Source organism: Acinetobacter sp. ANC 5414, assembly GCF_013004295.1.
GTDB lineage: Bacteria > Pseudomonadota > Gammaproteobacteria > Pseudomonadales > Moraxellaceae > Acinetobacter.
The window spans coordinates 95,506-109,462 of sequence record NZ_JABERM010000014.1 but is presented as its reverse complement, the minus strand read 5'-3'; the positions used below and the strand labels follow the sequence as shown (position 1 = coordinate 109,462).

Here is a 13,957-nt window from a genome sequence, read left to right as displayed (position 1 = left end):
AGATTACCTTTATATGTCGAATTACTCAGAAAAACCGACCATCATTTTTGATATGGATGGCACGCTCCTTGACCTTGCTTATGATGATTTCATTTGGAATCATCAACTTCCCATTCGCCATGCTGCCACGCACGGTTGCACGCTCGAACAAAGTACTGAATCGCTATTTCAGTTTTATCAGGAACATAATCATACCCTAAATTGGTATTCAACCCGTTTCTGGAGTTCAAAAGTTGGCGTCGATACTCTTGCACTACAACATGAATTTAAACATAAGGTTGCTTTACGTTCTGGCTGTATAGAACTGCTCGACTATTTAAAAGCCAATGGTTATGCCTGCTGGATTGCAACCAATGCAGATTGCGAAGGTTTAAAGTTTAAACTTGAACACACCCAAATCGCTGATTATTTTGATGTGATTATCAGCAGTGAAAGCATTGGTTATGCCAAAGAATCGATCGAATTCTGGCAAAAGCTGCATGCCTTACATCCATTCCAAGAAAAATCTGCCTATTTTATTGATGACACAGAAAAAGTCCTGAAAGGTGCAGAAAAATTTGGTATTCAGAATTTAATTAGCATTGCACAGCCCTCATCTAAAGGAAATACACGGACTGAAAGTCCTTATCCTATTTTACAAGACTTGACCGATTTAATCGTCATGTTAGAACAAGCAGAGGATTTGAAAAAATATGCCTAATCCTTCTCAACAAAACACCGTTGAAAGTATGCGTGTGGATAAATGGCTGTGGGCAGCACGTTTTTTTAAAACACGTTCGATATCCAAAGCTGCGATTGAAGGCGGAAAAGTCCACCATAATGGTGAACGCGTTAAAGTTTCCAAAGAAGTTCGCGTTGGAATGGAACTGACCATTCAACAAGGTTTTGAGCGAAAAATTATTGTGATTAAAGCTTTATCCGCGAATCGTGGTGCGGCACCCATTGCACAACAACTGTATGAAGAAACGGAAGTGAGTATTGCAAAACGAGAGTTGCTTGCGACACAAAGAAAGTTGCATAATCTAGCCCGACCTGAGCATCGACCGAGTAAAAAAGATCGACGGCAAATCAGTAAATTTAAACAAGATAATGATCAGCAATTTGACCAGGACTGGTCTTATAGTCATGATTAATTTAAGCGTCACATTCTGTCGCATTTGACTGAATTGATATAGAACATAAAGAATGAATCTGTCACTATACTTGAGTGGAACACGTTTTAAAGTAACACATCCACTTAAGTTAATATGTTTGTGACATCGTTTTGAGGTTGTAAGATGGATGATAATAAAAGTAAGGCGCTGAATGCTGCCCTAAGCCAAATTGAAAAACAATTTGGTAAAAATACAGTAATGCGTCTTGGTGATAACACCGTACTGGCAGTTGAAGCGGTATCTACAGGTTCTTTAACACTGGACATCGCGCTCGGTATTGGTGGCTTACCGAAAGGTCGTATCGTGGAAATCTATGGACCTGAATCTTCAGGTAAAACCACCATGACTTTGCAAGCCATTGCACAATGTCAAAAAGCGGGTGGTACCTGTGCCTTCATCGATGCGGAACATGCGCTTGATCCTCAATATGCACGCAAGCTAGGTGTAGACCTGGACAACCTGTTGGTTTCTCAGCCGGACAATGGTGAACAGGCACTTGAGATTGCAGACATGTTGGTTCGCTCTGGTGCAATTGACATGATCGTTGTCGACTCCGTGGCTGCCCTTACGCCTCGCGCAGAAATTGAAGGCGAAATGGGTGACTCACACATGGGCTTGCAAGCACGTTTGATGAGTCAGGCATTACGTAAAATTACCGGTAATGCAAAACGCTCTAATTGTATGGTGATCTTCATTAACCAGATTCGTATGAAGATTGGTGTAATGTTCGGTAGCCCTGAAACCACAACGGGTGGTAACGCACTTAAATTCTACGCTTCTGTACGTCTGGATATCCGTCGTATTGGTCAAGTGAAAGAAGGCGATGAAATTGTCGGTTCTGAAACACGGGTTAAAGTCGTGAAGAACAAAATGGCACCTCCGTTCAAAGAAGCGTTATTCCAAATTTTGTATGGTAAAGGTGTGAATCAACTGGGTGAGCTGGTTGATCTTGCCGTAGCACAAGAACTGGTACAAAAAGCGGGTGCGTGGTATTCATATCAAGGCAATAAAATTGGTCAGGGTAAAAACAATGTTATCCGCCATTTAGAGGAAAATCCTCAAATTGCACAGGAACTTGACCGCCTCATTCGCGAAAAACTATTAACCCCTGTGACCAAGCCGATTGAAGAGAAAGATGAAGAAGAACCAGACTTTCTAGATGCCTAATCAGCATGATGTTAAAGTCGAATTTTTCGAGTTAAACTGTAAAACGCCCTACGGGGCGTTTTTTATTTGATGTGATAGATACACACTATGAGTAATCCAAAATTCCCCAAAATTCTTGACTATGAAAGCATTAAACAACAATTTGATGATTCATCGACAGAAGCGACACCTACCCCACAAGCCCCCATCCTAGAGTCCGAAGCATTACACTTTGAAGATGATCCACAGCCCAAGCCTAAAGGCCTCACAGGCTCACGTTTGCGCTCATATGCTTTTGCCGTACTGACACGCAAAGAATACTCAAAAGCCGACCTGATTGAAAAGCTTGCGATGTATGCCATTGATCGTGACGAGGTGCTGAAACTAGTGGATGAGTTAGCCAAAGAAAATTATCAAAGTGACCAACGTGTAGCAGAAATTATGCTGTCGAGTCAAAAAAGAAAAGGAAAAGGTCCAAACCGAATTAAGCTGGCTTTAAAATCAAAAAAAATTGACGCGAGTTTAATTCAGGAAGAATTAAAGGAAACAGACTGGAATGAACAAGCTTATCAACTGAAAGTAAAAAAATACGGTACAAATGTAGAAAAAGAGCCAAAACTAAAAGCCAAACAAATCCGCTTTTTAATGTATCGGGGTTTTGAAATGGATGCGATTATGAAAGCAATTACAAGAAAAGAGGATTATTTTTAAGAGAGGAATAGAATAAGAATTATTATTTTAGAAACTGGTGGCAACCCCACTAGCAAAACTTCGGCACATCATAGATCTGTTACCGTTGCTACCTTCCGGTCCTGGCGGGGTTCACAGAGTACAATTGCGAAGCCACCAGCGGGGCTACCATTGCAAGATCAGAGTATAGAGATTTTTACTTAACTTGCAAGCCTTCAAACCACTTTTCGAGCCACATCGCTTTTATTTGATTATTAAAAAAACAATCTTGATTAAAAAAAGCATTTTTGTATATTTTTATCTGGACTATCAATTACTTTAAAGCTACGACAAGTTTGTAAATGCATATTGCATTTCACGGCATGGACGTTTTTAATGTGGTCAGATCTTTTAAACTGGTACATTCTAAATGTCGCAAATTTTGAATATGCCTAAGAATACGAAATGGATGTTTTTATGATGCTCAAACAGCATGCTTTATGTGCACTCGCCTTACTTAGCTCAGCTTCACTTTATGCCAACATTCCAATTGAATCTCGTGGTTTAAGCCAAACTAGCATCGAACCGAGTGCAAATAATGTCGCTATTGATTCAGGTGCCACAACTGCCAATGTACCGACCAATCTGAATTGGCAAATCATGCAGAAAAATCAACAATTAGAAAATGATGTTCGTGCACTACGTGGCAAAATTGAAGAGCAGGACAATGAAATTGAAAAGCTTAAACATGAACTCACCAATCGCTATACTGACTTGGATCAGCGACTGGAACTGTTACAGCAAAAAGTGGATCCAGAAAGCGTAACGCCAGAGGAGGATAATCAACAGGATACTTCTCCCAGCACCGTAAATACCCCAACTCCAGTAACAGCAAAGGCAACCAATACCTTACCAGCAGCTGTTAGTACTCAAGCGACTACAGCAAGTACTCAACCCTCTCCGGCTGATCTGGACAAAGCTGCTTATACTGTTGCTTTAGATGCCTATAAACAAGGTGGTGCAAAAAAAGCCATTGCACCGATGAAAAACTTCATTAAAAACAATCCTAACAGTGTTTATATTAGTAATGCATATTTCTGGTTAGCAGAATTCAATTTAGCCATTGAACCCACCAATTACACTGAAGCGAAAAAGAATTACAATATTGTAATCAATCAATATCCAAATTCGGCCAAGGCAGCTCGAGCGCTGTACCAGCTTCACAGTATCGCCAAAGATGTAGACCGTAATACAATACAGGCCAATCAACTTAAGACCAAGCTAATCAAAGATTATCCGAAGTCGGAAGAAGCAGGTTATTTAAAGAAATAAAACAATAAAAAAGACACCCTAGAAGGTGTCTTTTTTATGCAACAGCATATTCGATTAACGAACAATACCACGCTTCGATTGTTCCAAAGAATCAATCAGCAACTGAACTTCAGAAACTTCAGGCAGGATTTCCGCACGAATCTGTTGAATCGCCTGTTCGGTGGTTAAACCTTCCTTGTAGATCAATTTAAATCCTTGACGCAATCCTTGGATCACATTCTTAGACCAACCTTTACGACGCATCCCTTCTACATTCATTGCAAAGGCATGCGCTGGGTTGCCTGACACCATCACATAAGCAGGTACATCTTTTAAAATTAAAGAAGCACCGCCAATCATACTGAAAGAATCGATTTTGCAGAATTGATGGATCCCTGAGTTTCCACCCACCACCACATAGTCACCGACATGAACATGTCCAGCAACACCGACATTATTGGCAAAAATATTATGATCACCCACCATACAGTCATGTGCAATATGGGTATTCACCATCAATAAGTTATGGCTACCAATTTTGGTAATGCCCTGATCTTGGGTCGTACCACGGTGCAAACTGCAATGTTCACGAATGGAATTGTGATCGCCAATTTCAAGCCAGGTTTCTTCGCCAGCATATTTTAAATCCTGACATACTTCACCCACACTCGCAAACTGAAATATTTCGTTGTTTTTCCCAATGCGAGTATAGCCACCAACTACTACATGTGAATGTAGCTTGGTGCCTTCACCAATACTGACCTGTGGCCCAATAATACAATAAGGACCAATTTGTACATCTGAAGCAATCACTACAGATGAGTCAATAATGGCGGTTGGGTGAATTAAATCGTTATTACTCATGCCTGCTCTATTTTCTGATGCGAAACCGTAATTTCCGCGGTAGTTGCTACAACGCCATCCACTGTGGCGATACAATTATATTTGTAAATGCCACGTTTGTGCATAATCAATTCTGATTTTAATACCAATTGGTCACCAGCAACGACCTGTTTTTTAAAACGGACTTTTTCAACACCCGCAAAAAGAAACAATGATCCTGGACCAGGTTTTTCATTATTCATGATAAAACCAAGTATACCAGAGACTTGAGCTAATGCCTCAACAATCAAAACGCCTGGCATAATCGGGTAGCCTGGGAAGTGCCCCTGTAAAAACTCTTCGTTGATTGAAACATTTTTATAACCAACGATACCATTGTCAGTCACATCTACAATGCGATCGACCAATAAAAATGGATAGCGGTGAGGTAAATATTCACGAATTTGTTGAATGTACATTGGCAATTCAGGTTTCGTAAATGCAGCAGTATTCGACTCAGTCATCATATTCTATTTACGCTTAAAAGTTGATTCAAGGGACTCTATTTGAGCCTGTATATGATCAAGCCGTTTCACTAATTGGGTCAATGGCACATCTGCTAATTGTTTAAAGCGTACAGCAGCGCGTTTCCAGTGCAAACTTTCTAACATGGGTGTCCCTGAAGAATAACTTCCTGCCTCAGAAATACTTTTTGTGACCATTGACATGCCAGTAATTGTCACATTATCTGCAATATTAATGTGACCGACCACCCCTACTCCACCCGCAAATACACAGTTTTTGCCAATTGTGGTACTGCCTGCAATACCACATTTTGCTGCAAGCGCTGTATTGGCACCAATCTTGACGTTATGGGCAATTTGCACAAGGTTATCAATAATCACGCCATCTTCTAGAATTGTATCGTCTAGAGCACCACGGTCGATACTACAATTTGATCCAATTCGCACGTCATTGCCAATTTTAACTGAACCTAGTTGTGCAATACGATTCCATTTACCTTGATAAGGTGCAAAGCCAAAACCTTCTCCACCAATCACACTGTTAGCATGAATACGTACTCTATCACCTACTTTCGTTTCACCCGTTAAAGTCACATGGGAATCAATAAAACATTGTTTGCCAATTTCTACATCATCATCGATTTTAACGTGCGATTGAATGACTGTTTCATCACCCACCACACAATTTTCACCGATCACCACATAATGCCCAATATAGGCACTATCAGCTACGATGGCAGAGGAATGAATTTGAGCTGTACTTTCGATACCCTGTTGCGTATGTTTTTTCTCAAAGACATGCGTCAGAATGGCAAAAGCCAGATAAGGATTATCAACCACAATAAAATTATTATGTGTATCTAACTGTGATTTTAAAGCTGTAGTGACAATGAGTGCACCTGCTTCTGAAGCACGTGCATGATCTAAATATTTTTCAGAATTTACAAATGCAATATGTTTGGCTTGAGCGACATCTAAGCTTGCCAATCCTTGTAACATTAAATCAGATTGACCGACAGACTCGCCTTGTACAAGGCGAGCAAGATCTTCTAAGCGAAATTGTCTAGGATTCATTGATTACTTAATAATATTGACCTTTTGAATCATTTTATCAGTTAAATCATATTTAGGGTCATAGGCAAGCGCTGAATTTTTATTCAAAACAACATCTAAATTATTTTCTTTACGCAATTGTTCCGCAGTTTGCTTCACACGTGCGTCAAAAACATTACGAATTTGTTGAATCGAATCTTGTACGCTGTCCTGTACAGATTGCTGTAATTGATTCAATTCTTGAAGCTTGGCTTGATACTGTGCCGAAAGCTTTTGCTTTTCTGCATCTGTAAATTTGGTATTGGATTGTGCCCGTTGCTGTAATGCTTCAAGCTCTTTAGATAACTGCTCAATTTTAGTAGTTTGTGGCTTGATTTTTTGCTGTACAGTTATATTTTGCTGCTTTAAATAGCTACTATTTTCCACAAGACGTTCTAAATCAATCACCCCATAACCGGCAGCCTGCGTTAAAGAGGTCGTACTTGCCAAGGCGATACCCATCACCATCATCATTTTTTGCATCATATTCTCTTTAAATTTGATTGTGTCAATACACCCGATAAATGTATTGACACAACCTAAATTATTCTTACGTCATCTTAGAAAGTACGACCGATTTCAAACTGGATATTTTTAGTATTGTCACCCGATTTTTCATTCAATGGGTAAGCATAACTGAGTGAAAGTGGGCCAATCATGGTAATCCAGGTGAAGCCAGCACCTACGCTATAACGCATGTTATTCGCGTCAAAACCAAAGTTGTCTTCACAATATTGTTTAGCACTCACACCTGGATCATTTCTACCATTTAAATAAAGTTGACCAGATGGAATATTACAATTAGTGTCAAATACCTGTGCACCTTCAGCAAACAGTACTGGACGAACTTGACGCGTCCAATCGCCTTTAAATGGTAAAGGTAATGCGAGTTCTGCACCAAATTGTACTAAAGCATTACCACCCACTTCTTCAGGATCATAATCTATATCATGTTTCTCGTTATAAGTTACACCAGGATATTTAGGACCTAAAGTACTATTGTCATAACCACGTACTGAACCAAAACCACCCGCATAGAAATTTTTATAGAATGGCAAGTCATTCCCATAACCCAACTTACCATAACCACGCAGTACAAAGTCATAGGGTAATGATAAGAATGCTTGTGCATCATAAGTCAATTTCTGATATTCAACATCACTGCCGGGTAAGGCAATTTCACCATTCACGCGATGCGACATACCTGATGTCGGGAATACAGGACGGTTTAAGGTATTATAAGACCAACCCAAATTCAAATTATAAGTTAAGAAATCGCCTTTAAATTCATCAAAAAAGGGTTGTGGGGTTGTAGCACAAGTATCGCCCGCTGTATTTAAGGCTGGACAATAAGTATCCGTACGACCAGTTTCCTTTCCACCATTTGCTAAGAGATAATCCTTAACATACGTTGAAACATATGCTCCAGTTGTTACCTCAGTTTGATCAATATTTAAACCTGCACTGATACTTTGATTCTCATCAATTGGATAACCAAATGTAATACCACCACCAAAACTATCCGTCACATAGTTGTTGACGTTATAGTCATTATCTAGCTTGGTTTTACGGTAGTACATGTTATAACCACGACGCACACCATCAATGGTAAAGTACGGGTCAGTCACACTTAAATTATAGTAATCTTGCGTTTCTGAACGGGATAAATCAATCGAAACACTATTACCTGTACCCAAGAAATTGGTTTGACTTAAACCTGCCTGGAAAGTCACACCACCACTTTGCGAGAAACCAACTGCAAGTGTACTTGTCCCAGAATGCTGTTCTTCAACATTGATATTTAAATCAACCTGATCTGGCACATTTGGAATACGAGCAGGTTTAATATCTACCGTTTTAAAGAAGCCGGTACGTTCTAAACGAACTTTAGACAGGTCAATTTTTTCATTACTTGCTAATGCACCTTCCATTTGGCGCATTTCACGACGTAATACTTCATCCGCAGTTTTGGTATTACCGGTAAAGTTAATACGACGCACGGTGACTTGTTGACCTGGATTAATATAATAATTCAGATTAACCAGTTTGGTTTCTTCATTAATTTCAGGAACCATGTTCACTTCGGCATAGTAATAACCAGCATTACCATATTTACGCAGTAAAAGTTGTTTGACTGCATTTACTTTTTCTTGAGAATAAGTTTCGCCATCTTTATAAATTTGCAGGGCTTTCAATTCTTCTGGTTTATAAAGTGCATCACCCAGGAACTTGGTTTCACCAAATTTGAACTGTTCACCTTCTTCTACAGCAACTTCAACAAAGATATTCTTTTTATCTTCACTCAGGTTCAAACTTGAATTGGCAATATTAAAGTTGATATAACCTTTGTTTAAATACAGAGCACGTAAAGCTTCCAGACTGGCTGCCATTTTTTCACGGGCATAGCGATCGTTACGGGTAACAATCGAACTCCAGCTACTTTCTTTCACTGCAAAAGCTTGCTTGATATCGCTTTCTTTAAAAACAGTATTACCAATAATATTGATATCTACAACTTTAGCTGCTTTACCTTCCAAAAACTCAATAGTTAAATCGACACGGTTGTTTGGCTTAGCGACCGTTTTAACACTGACATCAGCGTCATAACGACCTTGCTGCATATATTGTTGTTCAAGTTCGGTTTCAATGGTTTGCAGGGCAGATTTTTTCAAAACCTCACCTTCTGCAATGCCCATTTTTTTAAGCCCATCTTGAAGTGCTTCTTTAGGAATGAGCTTGTTCCCTTTAAACTCAACCTTGGAAATCAGGGGGCGTTCAACCACGCTAAAAATGAGCGTATCCGCTTCTTTTGACGCTTTGATATCATCAAACAAGCCCGTGGCATACAAAGCACGAATTGAATTTGCAATAGTCGTATCATCAACACGATCGCCAGCATTGACAGGCAACATCCCATAGACATTTGTTGGCGTTAAACGAACAAGCCCGTCAATTTTAATATCGCGGACAATGAATTCATCTGCTGCATATACTTGTTGTACTGCTGCCATTGCACTAATGAGCGCCAAAGGCATAAATAAATGTGTGTGCTGCATGCCAGTCTTTTCCGATGTTAATTTATTTCGTATTTACGTTGTTATAAACGCATGAAGTCATTGAATAATGCAAGGAGCATCATGCTGCCGAGCAGTACCATACCAATTTTTAAACCAACCAATTGTATTTGTTCAGAAACAGGTTTACCACGAATCAGCTCAATAAAATAGTAAACTAAATGTCCACCATCCAACATAGGAATCGGTAATAAATTTAAAATACCCAAACTCACGCTCATTAAAGCCATAAAAGAGATAAAGGTCTGCCAACCCATTTCCGCACTTTGTCCTGCCACTTTCGCAATGGTAATTGGGCCGGATAAATTATCCAGGCCAATTAAACCACGAAACATTTTGACGATCGAGTTCAAAATCATACCTGAAATTTGACCCGTTTTATCAACCGCCATCACAAATGCTTCAGTCGGACTGTATTGAATCATTTGTTTATAATCTGCAGGTATGTTTATTTTCCCTGGAATATTCTGTACGCCAAGCATACCTGAAACATTACCCATGTTGTCACGTTTGGCTTGTGGCATCACTTGCAAATGCAGCAATTGATTTTGACGTAACACATCTATTTTTAACAATTTTTCTGGTGAAGCCTGAACCACTTGAACCGCATCAAACCAGTCATTCATTTTTACGCCATCAATCGCAACAATTTTATCGCCTTCTTTCATCCCTTGTCGAATCGCTGCACCATCTTCACTAAGTTTAGTGGCAACGGCAGGAATGTGTGGGCGATATGGCATAAAGCCTAAACTGTCTAATGCAGATTGATTTTGATTTTTTAAGAAATTTTGAATGGGTAATTGAAAGGTTTTAATTTGTCCATCACGTTCTGCCTGAATTTCAATTGAACCTGTTTCACCTACACGGTCAACCAAAGCAAAATTCAATTTTTCCCATGTCTTGGTTTCAGTACCATCCACTGTTGTAATTTTGTCACCCACTTGCATTTGAACAGTTGCAGCAGGTGTATTCGGTAACACTTTACCAACACGAGTATTCAGTTGTTCTTGGGATGGGATAAATAAAATCCAGAATAAAACCACAGCAAAAGCTAAATTAATCAATGGACCTGCAGCCACAATCGCAATTCGCTTCCATGGATGCTGACGGTTAAAGGCTTTGGGTAAATCTTCTTCCGCCACGCTACCTTCGCGCTCGTCCAACATTTTCACATAGCCACCTAAGGGCAATGCAGAAAGTTGATATTGAATGCCAGACTTCTTAGACGTCCATTTAAATAATGTTGGTCCAAAACCAATTGAATAGACTAAAACTTTCACACCGAGTTTACGTGCAACAATATAATGCCCAAACTCATGAATCGCGATGAGCGGTCCAAGCAAAAGAATGGCTGCCACAACAATAAACAAGGCACTCATGATTTAGTTTCCTTTATTGATGACAATTTGCTGTGCAACAGAACGAGCAACTCGGTCAGCTTGTAAAATAAGTTCAATCGATTCCGCAGCACCACTTTCAACCTGATTCAAGGTTTGTTCAACCACTTGAGCAATGTCAGTAAAACCAATGTTGTTTTGCAAGAAGGCAGCAACAGCAATCTCATTCGCAGCATTTAAAATTGCGGGTGCCAAACCGCCACTTTGCATCGCTTGTCGAGCCAGTTTCAATGCGGGGAAACGTGTTGTATCAGGTTCTTGAAAATCTAACTGTTGATTCATAAACAAATCAAGTGCAGGAACATGGGTTTGAATACGCTCTGGCCATGCTAGCGCATGCGCAATTGGCGTACACATATCCGGATTACCCATTTGTGCCAAAGTCGAACCATCCACGTATTGAACCATAGAATGAATAATACTCTGTGGATGTACAACCACTGTTACAAACTGTTCTGAAATTGCAAAGAGATGGCAGGCTTCAATGAGTTCCAAGCCTTTATTCATTAAAGTCGCAGAATCAACAGAGATTTTTTGCCCCATCGACCAATTTGGATGCTTGCACGCTTGTGCAGGTGTCACAGTCTGTAATTGTTCAAGACTGTGATTTAAAAATGGACCGCCAGAAGCTGTAAGCAAAATACGGGAAACACCCTGTTTAGGCTGACCGTTACGCTCGGTTTGGAAATAATTCTGAGGTAAGCATTGAAAGATTGCATTATGTTCAGAATCGACTGGAAGCAATTCTGCATGATAATCATGTGCAGCTTGCATCATTAGGTCACCTGACATCACCAGTGCTTCTTTATTCGCCAGCAGGACTCGCTTCCCTGCTTTCACCGCAGCCAATGTCGGCAATAATCCTGCCGCCCCCACAATGGCTGCCATGACCACATCGACATCTGCATGTTCAGCAACGGCAATCAAGCCGGCTTCATCGGTCAAAATTTCAATATCGTTAAGATTTTGATTTTGAAAATGCTGTTTGAGTTCATCTACTTTATTGGATGGAACAACCGCGATTTTTGGTCGATACTGTTTGCATATTTCAACAAGTTCCAGAATGCGACTATGCGCCGTGACTGCAAATACAGAATACTTTCCAGGATGCTGCTGCAGAATTTTTAAGGTACTTTGACCAATGGAACCCGTGACACCTAATATACAAACAGATTGTGACATCTATAAATCTACACCAATAAGTTTTAAAACATACATGCCTGCAGCAAAAATTGGAGCAGCAGCAAGCAATGAATCAATACGATCAAGCACCCCGCCATGTCCTGGCAGAATACGACCCGAATCTTTAATTCCTGCACGACGTTTGATCATGGACTCGAACAGATCACCCAATACAGAACTAAATACAGTGACTACAGATAAAATTAAAAACAGGATATGCTGGGCCAAAGTTAAATCTAAATAAACAACTTCAACCACTACCACAATAATCATTGCAGTGAAGATGCCACCATATAAACCTTCAACCGATTTATTTGGACTAACATCGGGTGCCAATTTTTTCTTACCCAATTTACGCCCGACAAAATAAGCACCACTGTCTGCCCCCCATACCAGTAAAAACAGGTACATAAGCCACCATGGCGAGCTATTCCAGACTGAGAAAATTGCGGTAATCGCAGCAGAAATTAAAATAAATCCAATCACATTTAAGCTTGAATTATACCACCCATCATAACCTGGATATGATTTAACCCAAAAGATGCTTAAAATCCAGGAAAAAATGGAAGCTGCCCAAAGTAATAGAGCGATCTCATTAAAATATAATGCCAAAGTTGCTAATGCTGCTGTCGCTAATCCATACCCCCAAGCAAAGGGTTTCACCAGATTTTTATTTTTTCCTGGCATAAGTTTAAACCACTCATACCCTGCGACCCCTGCTGCAACAATCATCAGCACAAACATTGGATACTGAGACTGTGTAGCAAACATACAACTAAGTACGACTGCTACCAATACCAATGCGGTTATAATCCGCTCTAACATTTATTAATTCTCAAGTTTCTCTTGTTTGATTTGCTCTGAAGTTTTACCAAAACGACGTTCACGTCCAGCAAAGACTGCTAACGCATCATCGAATTCTTCAACGGTAAATTCAGGCCATAAGGTTTGGGTAAAATACAACTCAGCATAAGCGGCTTGCCAAAGTAAAAAATTCGACAAACGGTAATCACCACCCGTGCGGATCAGTAAATCTACCGCGGGTAAATCCGCCATACTGACATGTTGTCCAAACAACTCAACATTTATATCTTCAACTACGACTTTTTTTGCCAGAACATCAGCTGCAATTTGTTTTGCAGCCTGCGCCATATCCCACATACCACCGTAACTAATCGCGATGGTCAAAGTCATGCCATCGAACTTAGCAGTCCTTTGTTCGGCTTGCAACATCAACTCACGTAAATGCGCAGATAAACGAGAACGATCACCAATAAAACGTAAGGCAATATTGAATTTTTCCATTCGAGGCAGTTGCTCATGGATTGTTTCTTCCAACAATGCCATGAGTAAATCAACCTCAAATTGAGGACGATTCCAGTTTTCACTAGAAAATGCAAAAACGGTTAACGCTTGAATTTGTTTTTTTCTACAGTGCTCAACAATCGGATCCAGGACATTTTTCCCTTCACGGTGTCCAGCACCCTTTTGCATTTGCATTTTTTTTGCAAAACGATTGTTGCCATCCATAATGATGGCAACATGTTTTGGAAGAGGTAAACTGTCTTCTGATACGGTCATTAAAT

General features: G+C 40.0%; 14 protein-coding genes and 1 other RNA gene. 5 read left to right on the top strand and 10 right to left on the bottom strand.

From position 1 onward, the window contains the following. Positions 1–13 precede the first annotated feature (13 nt). The 4 genes from HLH18_RS09925 to HLH18_RS09910 all read left to right on the top strand — a co-directional run bounded on the left by HLH18_RS09925 (position 14) and on the right by HLH18_RS09910 (position 3,011). Positions 14–700: an HAD-IA family hydrolase gene (locus HLH18_RS09925; protein ID WP_171546701.1), complete on the top strand. Its 687-nt coding sequence runs from the start codon at positions 14–16 to the stop codon at positions 698–700. Then, positions 693–1,133, top strand: a complete 441-nt coding sequence (locus HLH18_RS09920) for an RNA-binding S4 domain-containing protein (protein WP_171546700.1) — start codon at positions 693–695, stop codon at positions 1,131–1,133. Before HLH18_RS09925 ends, HLH18_RS09920 begins: the two co-directional genes overlap by 8 nt. Before the next feature lie 144 nt (positions 1,134–1,277). Continuing rightward, on the top strand, positions 1,278–2,321 hold the full coding sequence (recA, locus tag HLH18_RS09915; protein ID WP_171529912.1) for a recombinase RecA: 1,044 nt from the start codon (positions 1,278–1,280) through the stop codon (positions 2,319–2,321). Between the two features lie 87 nt (positions 2,322–2,408). Next, complete coding sequence (locus HLH18_RS09910) at positions 2,409–3,011, top strand: regulatory protein RecX (RefSeq protein ID WP_171546699.1); 603 nt, start codon at positions 2,409–2,411, stop codon at positions 3,009–3,011. Between the two features lie 44 nt (positions 3,012–3,055). On the opposite strand, the gene ffs is transcribed toward HLH18_RS09910, so the two are convergent. Beyond that, an RNA gene (ffs, locus tag HLH18_RS09905) (signal recognition particle sRNA small type) lies at positions 3,056–3,152 on the bottom strand. 294 nt (positions 3,153–3,446) lie between these two features. On the opposite strand from ffs, the gene HLH18_RS09900 reads away from it, so the two are divergent. Then, a complete protein-coding gene (locus HLH18_RS09900; RefSeq protein WP_171546698.1) occupies positions 3,447–4,301 on the top strand; it encodes a YbgF trimerization domain-containing protein in 855 nt (284 codons plus the stop codon). Between the two features lie 54 nt (positions 4,302–4,355). Here the strand turns inward: HLH18_RS09900 and lpxA are convergent, their stop codons facing one another. The 9 genes from lpxA to uppS all read right to left on the bottom strand — a co-directional run bounded on the left by lpxA (position 4,356) and on the right by uppS (position 13,952). Next, positions 4,356–5,144: an acyl-ACP--UDP-N-acetylglucosamine O-acyltransferase gene (gene lpxA, locus HLH18_RS09895; RefSeq protein ID WP_171546697.1), complete on the bottom strand. Its 789-nt coding sequence runs from the start codon at positions 5,142–5,144 to the stop codon at positions 4,356–4,358. Beyond that, positions 5,141–5,626 carry a 3-hydroxyacyl-ACP dehydratase FabZ gene (gene fabZ, locus HLH18_RS09890; protein WP_171546696.1) on the bottom strand — a complete coding sequence of 162 codons (486 nt, stop codon included), beginning with the start codon at positions 5,624–5,626 and terminating at the stop codon, positions 5,141–5,143. Before fabZ ends, lpxA begins: the two co-directional genes overlap by 4 nt. Before the next feature lie 6 nt (positions 5,627–5,632). Then, positions 5,633–6,700 carry a UDP-3-O-(3-hydroxymyristoyl)glucosamine N-acyltransferase gene (lpxD, locus tag HLH18_RS09885; protein ID WP_171546695.1) on the bottom strand — a complete coding sequence of 356 codons (1,068 nt, stop codon included), beginning with the start codon at positions 6,698–6,700 and terminating at the stop codon, positions 5,633–5,635. A gap of 3 nt (positions 6,701–6,703) precedes the next feature. Then, positions 6,704–7,201 carry an OmpH/Skp family outer membrane protein gene (locus HLH18_RS09880; protein WP_171528864.1) on the bottom strand — a complete coding sequence of 166 codons (498 nt, stop codon included), beginning with the start codon at positions 7,199–7,201 and terminating at the stop codon, positions 6,704–6,706. Between the two features lie 77 nt (positions 7,202–7,278). After that, the gene (gene bamA, locus HLH18_RS09875) at positions 7,279–9,774 is read right to left on the bottom strand and encodes an outer membrane protein assembly factor BamA (RefSeq protein WP_214647314.1); all 2,496 of its coding nucleotides are present in this window, start codon (positions 9,772–9,774) and stop codon (positions 7,279–7,281) included. Between the two features lie 41 nt (positions 9,775–9,815). Continuing rightward, a complete protein-coding gene (gene rseP / locus HLH18_RS09870; RefSeq protein ID WP_171546694.1) occupies positions 9,816–11,171 on the bottom strand; it encodes an RIP metalloprotease RseP in 1,356 nt (451 codons plus the stop codon). Positions 11,172–11,174: 3 nt separating this feature from the next. Then, positions 11,175–12,371 carry a 1-deoxy-D-xylulose-5-phosphate reductoisomerase gene (gene ispC, locus HLH18_RS09865; RefSeq protein WP_171546693.1) on the bottom strand — a complete coding sequence of 399 codons (1,197 nt, stop codon included), beginning with the start codon at positions 12,369–12,371 and terminating at the stop codon, positions 11,175–11,177. Beyond that, the gene (locus HLH18_RS09860; RefSeq protein WP_171546692.1) at positions 12,372–13,196 is read right to left on the bottom strand and encodes a phosphatidate cytidylyltransferase; all 825 of its coding nucleotides are present in this window, start codon (positions 13,194–13,196) and stop codon (positions 12,372–12,374) included. It lies immediately after the preceding gene. A gap of 3 nt (positions 13,197–13,199) precedes the next feature. Continuing rightward, positions 13,200–13,952 (bottom strand): polyprenyl diphosphate synthase, encoded by a 753-nt coding sequence (uppS, locus tag HLH18_RS09855; RefSeq protein WP_171546691.1) that lies wholly within the window; start codon positions 13,950–13,952, stop codon positions 13,200–13,202. Positions 13,953–13,957 lie beyond the last annotated feature (5 nt).

Excerpts from the sequence above, each read along its gene's own strand:
- HLH18_RS09925 (WP_171546701.1), top strand. The coding sequence starts at position 14 with ATGTCGAATTACTCAGAAAAACCGACCATCATTTTTGATATGGATGGC.
- HLH18_RS09920 (WP_171546700.1), top strand. The coding sequence starts at position 693 with ATGCCTAATCCTTCTCAACAAAACACCGTTGAAAGTATGCGTGTGGAT.
- recA (WP_171529912.1), top strand. The coding sequence starts at position 1,278 with ATGGATGATAATAAAAGTAAGGCGCTGAATGCTGCCCTAAGCCAAATT.
- HLH18_RS09910 (WP_171546699.1), top strand. The coding sequence starts at position 2,409 with ATGAGTAATCCAAAATTCCCCAAAATTCTTGACTATGAAAGCATTAAA.
- HLH18_RS09900 (WP_171546698.1), top strand. The coding sequence starts at position 3,447 with ATGATGCTCAAACAGCATGCTTTATGTGCACTCGCCTTACTTAGCTCA.
- lpxA (WP_171546697.1), bottom strand. The coding sequence starts at position 5,144 with ATGAGTAATAACGATTTAATTCACCCAACCGCCATTATTGACTCATCT.
- fabZ (WP_171546696.1), bottom strand. The coding sequence starts at position 5,626 with ATGACTGAGTCGAATACTGCTGCATTTACGAAACCTGAATTGCCAATG.
- lpxD (WP_171546695.1), bottom strand. The coding sequence starts at position 6,700 with ATGAATCCTAGACAATTTCGCTTAGAAGATCTTGCTCGCCTTGTACAA.
- HLH18_RS09880 (WP_171528864.1), bottom strand. The coding sequence starts at position 7,201 with ATGCAAAAAATGATGATGGTGATGGGTATCGCCTTGGCAAGTACGACC.
- bamA (WP_214647314.1), bottom strand. The coding sequence starts at position 9,774 with ATGCAGCACACACATTTATTTATGCCTTTGGCGCTCATTAGTGCAATG.
- rseP (WP_171546694.1), bottom strand. The coding sequence starts at position 11,171 with ATGAGTGCCTTGTTTATTGTTGTGGCAGCCATTCTTTTGCTTGGACCG.
- ispC (WP_171546693.1), bottom strand. The coding sequence starts at position 12,371 with ATGTCACAATCTGTTTGTATATTAGGTGTCACGGGTTCCATTGGTCAA.
- HLH18_RS09860 (WP_171546692.1), bottom strand. The coding sequence starts at position 13,196 with ATGTTAGAGCGGATTATAACCGCATTGGTATTGGTAGCAGTCGTACTT.
- uppS (WP_171546691.1), bottom strand. The coding sequence starts at position 13,952 with ATGACCGTATCAGAAGACAGTTTACCTCTTCCAAAACATGTTGCCATC.